The organism is Brevundimonas sp., assembly GCF_041688735.1.
Classification (GTDB): Bacteria; Pseudomonadota; Alphaproteobacteria; order Caulobacterales; family Caulobacteraceae; genus Brevundimonas.
Map to the genome: position 1 here is coordinate 1 of NZ_JBDNHO010000049.1, position 5,096 is coordinate 5,096.

General features: G+C 67.3%; 5 protein-coding genes and 1 pseudogene. All 6 read right to left on the minus strand.

The genetic code is table 11. The annotated features are described in order from the left end of the window. Positions 1 to 1,161, minus strand: a 1,161-nt coding sequence (der, locus tag ACESMO_RS05405) for a ribosome biogenesis GTPase Der (RefSeq protein WP_372707150.1), incomplete at its 3' end; no start/stop codon positions are given. Between the two features lie 33 nt (positions 1,162 to 1,194). Further along, a complete protein-coding gene (locus ACESMO_RS05410) occupies positions 1,195 to 2,616 on the minus strand; it encodes a PQQ-binding-like beta-propeller repeat protein (RefSeq protein ID WP_372707151.1) in 1,422 nt (473 codons plus the stop codon). 23 nt (positions 2,617 to 2,639) lie between these two features. Continuing rightward, positions 2,640 to 3,407 carry a tetratricopeptide repeat protein gene (locus ACESMO_RS05415; protein WP_372707152.1) on the minus strand — a complete coding sequence of 256 codons (768 nt, stop codon included), beginning with the start codon at positions 3,405 to 3,407 and terminating at the stop codon, positions 2,640 to 2,642. 79 nt (positions 3,408 to 3,486) lie between these two features. After that, positions 3,487 to 4,323 carry a 3-methyl-2-oxobutanoate hydroxymethyltransferase gene (gene panB, locus ACESMO_RS05420; RefSeq protein WP_372707153.1) on the minus strand — a complete coding sequence of 279 codons (837 nt, stop codon included), beginning with the start codon at positions 4,321 to 4,323 and terminating at the stop codon, positions 3,487 to 3,489. A gap of 86 nt (positions 4,324 to 4,409) precedes the next feature. Next, entirely contained in the window at positions 4,410 to 4,829 is a 420-nt protein-coding gene (locus ACESMO_RS05425; RefSeq protein WP_372707154.1) for a hypothetical protein, read from the minus strand. Continuing rightward, positions 4,819 to 4,959 (minus strand): annotated as a pseudogene (locus ACESMO_RS05430) (sigma factor-like helix-turn-helix DNA-binding protein); the annotation flags it as partial. The gene ACESMO_RS05425 and the pseudogene ACESMO_RS05430, both read right to left, overlap by 11 nt. Between the last annotated feature and the right edge of the window lie 137 nt (positions 4,960 to 5,096).

Consider the following 5,096-nt stretch of genomic DNA (forward strand, 5'->3'; position numbering starts at 1 on the left):
CATGTATTTGGGCTTGATCCGCTTGCCGTCGACGGCGGGGGGCGGATGCCTCTGGGTGGCCATGGCCAGCCAGTCGTTGAGGTCCTTGGTCTTGACCTTGACCGACCATGTCGCGTGGGCCTTCAGCACGGCGGGCATCAGGCGCTCGACGCCGCGGCCGCTATGCGACGACAGGGCCACGAACGGCGAGCCCTTGAGCTGGGGCAGCTTGTCCTCGGCCATCTGGGTCAGTTTGGCCAGCCTGGCCTGGGGCTCGGTTTCGAGGTCCCATTTGGCGGCGACATAGACCAGGGCCCGGCCCTCGCGCTCGACCAGATCGGCCAGCTGCAGGTCCTGGGTGTCGAAGGCGTCGTCCTTGTCCATGACCAGCACGACCACCTCGGCGAAGGTGATGGTGCGGATGGTGTCGGCGACCGACAGCTTCTCCAGCTTTTCCTGGACCCGGGCCTTGCGGCGCATGCCGGCGGTGTCGACCAGACGGATGTTCTGGCCTTCGTATTCCCAGTCGACCGAGATGGAGTCACGGGTGATGCCCGCCTCGGGCCCGGTCAGCAGGCGGTCCTCGCCGATCAGGCGGTTGATCAGGGTCGACTTGCCGGCGTTGGGACGGCCGATGATGGCGATGCGGATCGGCTTGTCGGGCTCATCGACCTCTTCGATGAAGATGTCGGCGCTGGCGGCGACCACGGCGGCGTAAAGGTCAGCCATGCCCTCGCCGTGCTCGGCAGAGATAGCGACGGGTTCGCCGAAGCCCAGCGACCAGGCCTCGCCGATGCCGCCGCCGCTCTCGCGGCTCTCGGACTTGTTGGCCAGCAGGATGACGGGCTTGTGCTGTTTGCGCAGGCGGTCGGCGAAGATCTGGTCCAGCGAGGTGACGCCTTCGCGGGCGTCCACCATGAACAGGATCAGGTCGCCGTCTTCCAGCGCCGCCTCGGTCTGTTCGCGCATGCGGGATTCGAGGCTGCCGTCGGTGACGTCCTCATAGCCCGCCGTGTCGATCAGCGTCAGGTCCATGTCGCCGATGTTGCCGTCGGCATAGCGACGGTCGCGGGTCACGCCCGGGCGGTCATCGACCAGCGCGAGGCGTTTGCCGACGAGTCGGTTGAACAATGTCGACTTGCCCACATTGGGGCGGCCGACGATGGCGACCTTGAGAGCCATGTCGGCCTTCTAACGCAGTTCGGGGGTTACAGGTCAGCGAATGCTGACGAGATCGCCGTTGTCGGTGAGCACATAGACAGCGCCGTTGTAGGCGGCGGGGGCGATGTAGACCGGGCCGCCGAGCTTCAGGCTGGCGGTCTGGGCGCCGGTCTTGGGATCGAACGCCACCAGTTCGCCGTCCGAATTTGCCAGCAGCAGGCGGTTCGAGGCCATCAGCGGACCCGACCATTTCGGACGCACAGTGCGATCGAAGAATCCGAACAGGCCGCCCTCCTGACGCACGCGGCCCTCGTTGAGATCGCGCGTCCAATAGACCTGACCGGTGTCGCGATTGACCACGGTCAGTTCGCCGTCCTTGGAGACGACATAGACGACGTCGCCGATGGCCAGCGGCGCGTTGACGCCCGAGATCGGCAGTTGCCATTTCGGCTCACCCGTCCGCACGTCGATGGCGGACATGACGCCCGAATGGCCGACGGCATAGACAATGCCGCGGCTGACCACCGGACGTCCGGCGATGTCGCGGATTTCCGAAAGGGCGCTGGTGCGGCTGGTCCGCGAAAGAGTCTGGTTCCACACGGCCTGGCCGGTCGAAGCCCGCAGAGCCACCAGTTCGCCGGACGAGAAGGGCGCGATCACAGTGTCGCCCGTCACCGCCGGGCTGGTCGCGCGCATGAGGCGGGCGGGCTCGGGGATGCCGCGATAGGCCCAGGTCTGCCGGCCCGTGTTCACGTCGAAGGCAAAGATCTGGTTCTCCACGTCCACGACGTAGACGCGCGGGCCAGCGACCGTGGGCGCGCCGTGGATCGGCACGTCGACCGGGGTGGACCACAGGACCGCGCCCGTCGTCTGATCCAGCGCGCTGACGCTGCGATAGCCCGAGGCCACGAAGACCTTGCCGCCGCCGACGGCCACGCCGCCGCCAAACCCGCCGCCGCCCGAAGCGCCGCCGAATTGCATGCTGAAGATGCTGGCGCGCTTCTCGGCCTCTTCGCGCTTGACGTCGGTCTTCCAGATAACCGAGCCGCTGTTCGCGTCCACGGCCGTCACGGCGGCCTCGCCGTCCATAACGAAGACACGTCCGGCGTCAGCGACGACGGGAGCCATGACCTGCCGGGTTCGCGACGAGCCTGCGCCGATGTCGCGACGCCAGGCGACCGCGAACCCGGACGCCGCCGCGACATGCTCGACCGCGTTCTCGGCGTTGCCGCCGGGCTGGGTCCAGGCCGTGGCGGCCTGCGGGCCCGGCAGGAAGAAGTCACGTCCGGCCAGCGCAGCCGATGGGGCCAGTTGCTGTTCGAACTCCAGGACAGAAATGCGCGTCCCCTCGGTGGCGGTGGCCTGGGGCGCGTCGGAGCCACCCAGGCCGAACGGCAACACGCGCCGGACCGTGCCGCAGGAGGCGACGGTGACGGCGAGGCCGCACATCAGGGCGACTTTGAGCACACGGTTCATGGCGTTCGTCCTGGAAGCGAAGATCACGGGCGGGCCGGAGCGGCGGGCGACGGGGCGAGCGGACCCGCCGGCATGGCGGCTGGAGCCCGCGCGGCCGACGCCTCGAGCGCGGCTTGAGCCCGCACTATGGCGGCCAGATTGGCCGCCGTGCCCGAGTCGATGGAGGCCAGGGCGGCGTCGGCCCGCTCGGAGACGATCTGAGGGGTGTCGAGTTCATTCTTCAGAACCACGAGCGCGCTGCGCGCAGCGTCGATCTGGCCGGTCTGAATCTGGGCCAGCGCCAAGGCTTCGCGGGCATAGGCCCGCATCGGTCGACCCTCCTTGATCAGCGGCTCGAGGCGCGACTGGATGTCGGCCAGCGGCGCGGTGTCCATCAGCAACCAGACCGCCTTGAGGGCGGCGGGGTCGGCGATCAGCGGATCACCAGAGGCTTTGGCGGCCTCGTCGAACAGCGCGACGGCATCGGGAATACGGTTGGCCTGGACTGCGATCGCCGCGCGGTGTTGCAGCGACAGAGACTTGTAAGCCCCGTTCCCCTCGTTCGCGGCCTGGGTGAAGGCGGCGTCGGCGCCGATCGGGTTGCCGGCTTCCAGCGATTCAAGGCCACGCTGATAGGCGACCGAAGCCTTGTCGGCCTTGGATATCTGCCAGTTTTGATACCCCCACCACCCCAGCGCGGCGATCAGGGCGACCACAAGGACGCCGCCGGCAACCGGCAGCCAGGTGCGGGCGAGCCGCTTGTATCGTTCGGAGCGAAGCTCCTCCTCGACCTGATCGAAGACATCAACCACGAATTCGTCGCCCCAAAAACCGCTGAAAATCCAACCGGCGCGACCCTAGAGGGTCACTCCCCGCGCCGCAACGCGGGCCTTACGACGAAACCGGCTTTTTCGAGAAGTAGGTCTCGACTTCGGCAGGAAAACGGCGGGCTTTCACATCGGCGGCATAGGTGGCGACCGCCCGGTCGATCTCGCCCCGCAGATCAGCGTAGCGGCGGACGAATTTCGGGGTCCAGTCGAACAGACCCAGCATGTCCGGCGTGACCAGAATCTGGCCGTCGCAGGTGGCCGACGCGCCGATGCCGATGGTGGGCTTGTCGATCGCCTCGGTGATGTCGCGGGCCAGGCCCTCGGCCACGCCCTCAATGACGACGCAGAAGGCCCCGGCGTCGGCGGTGGCCTCGGCCTCGGACATGACCCGAAGACGTTCCTCGTCGGTGCGGCCCTTGGCCTTGAAGGCACCGTCGGTCAGCACGGCCTGGGGGCGCAGGCCGACGTGGCCCATCACCGGAATGCCGCGCTGGACCAGATAGGCGATGGTTTCGGGCACCGTCGGGCCGCTTTCCACCTTCACCCCTTGCGCGCCGGTCTCCTTCATCACGCGGGCGCAGTTCTGATAGGCCTGCTCCTTGCCGCCCTCATAGCTGCCGAAGGGCATGTCGATGACGACCATGGCGCGGCTTGACCCACGCATGACGGCCTGACCGTGGAGGATCATCATTTCAAGGGTGACGCCTACGGTGTTGGGCAGGCCGTGGACCACCATGCCGACGCTGTCGCCGACCAGCAGCAGGTCGCAATGCGCGTCCAGAAGCGCCGCCGTGGGCGCGTCGTAGGCCGTCAGACAGACGATCGGCTCGCCGCCCTTGCGCCCACGGATGTCGGGCGCGGTGATGCGTTTGACGGATTCCTGCTTCTGGCTGGACATGGCGGCGGCTCCTGAGATCGACGTCTAGATAGGCCCACATCCGCCATCCGTCATCCTCGGGCGTTGCCCGGTGATGACGGCCAGGGTCACATCTCCTGCGACAACCGCGTCACGCCGGCGGCGGCCAGGGCGATCAGGGCACCGGCGGCGATCCAGAAAAGCTGCATGCCGCCCATCGAACCCAGCTCCAGATTGGCGAGGCCAAGCTGCTCCATGACCGCCTGAGCGGCCGTCTGGGCGTTGACCGAGGCGCTGCGGATGCCCTGGCCCAGAGCGGCGCCGGCGACGACGCCGTCGCCGGAACCCAGATTGAGGTCCACGGACATCGTCTCTCGCACCGCCACAACGCCGCCGATGACGCCGGCCAAAGACAGGGCCAGGAACCGGACGCGGGTGCCCTTCTGAAGGCGGGCTTCCACGCCGGCGTTGAACAGGGCCGCGTCAGGCATCTGGCGCGCGCGCGCGAACATCCGTTCAACGAAGGGATCGAACTCGTCAGCCGACATTGTGCGCTCTCCCCAGGGATTGTTCGGATTCCGGCCGAAGCCGGGCGCGGAGTTTATCCAGACCACGTTTGACATGAGACTTCACCGTGCCGAGTGGCAAATTCAGGGCCGTAGCGATCTCGGGATGTGTACGTCGTCAGAAGTTTTGGGACAGTCAGGGGGCGGATTTAGCGGAGAGATGGCCTCGTCTGGGGTTTATATTTAGGCGGCGATTTTGCGGTGTTGCAAGCGCCGATGTTGGAGGGTCTGGCGCTTGACGCTTGCGCG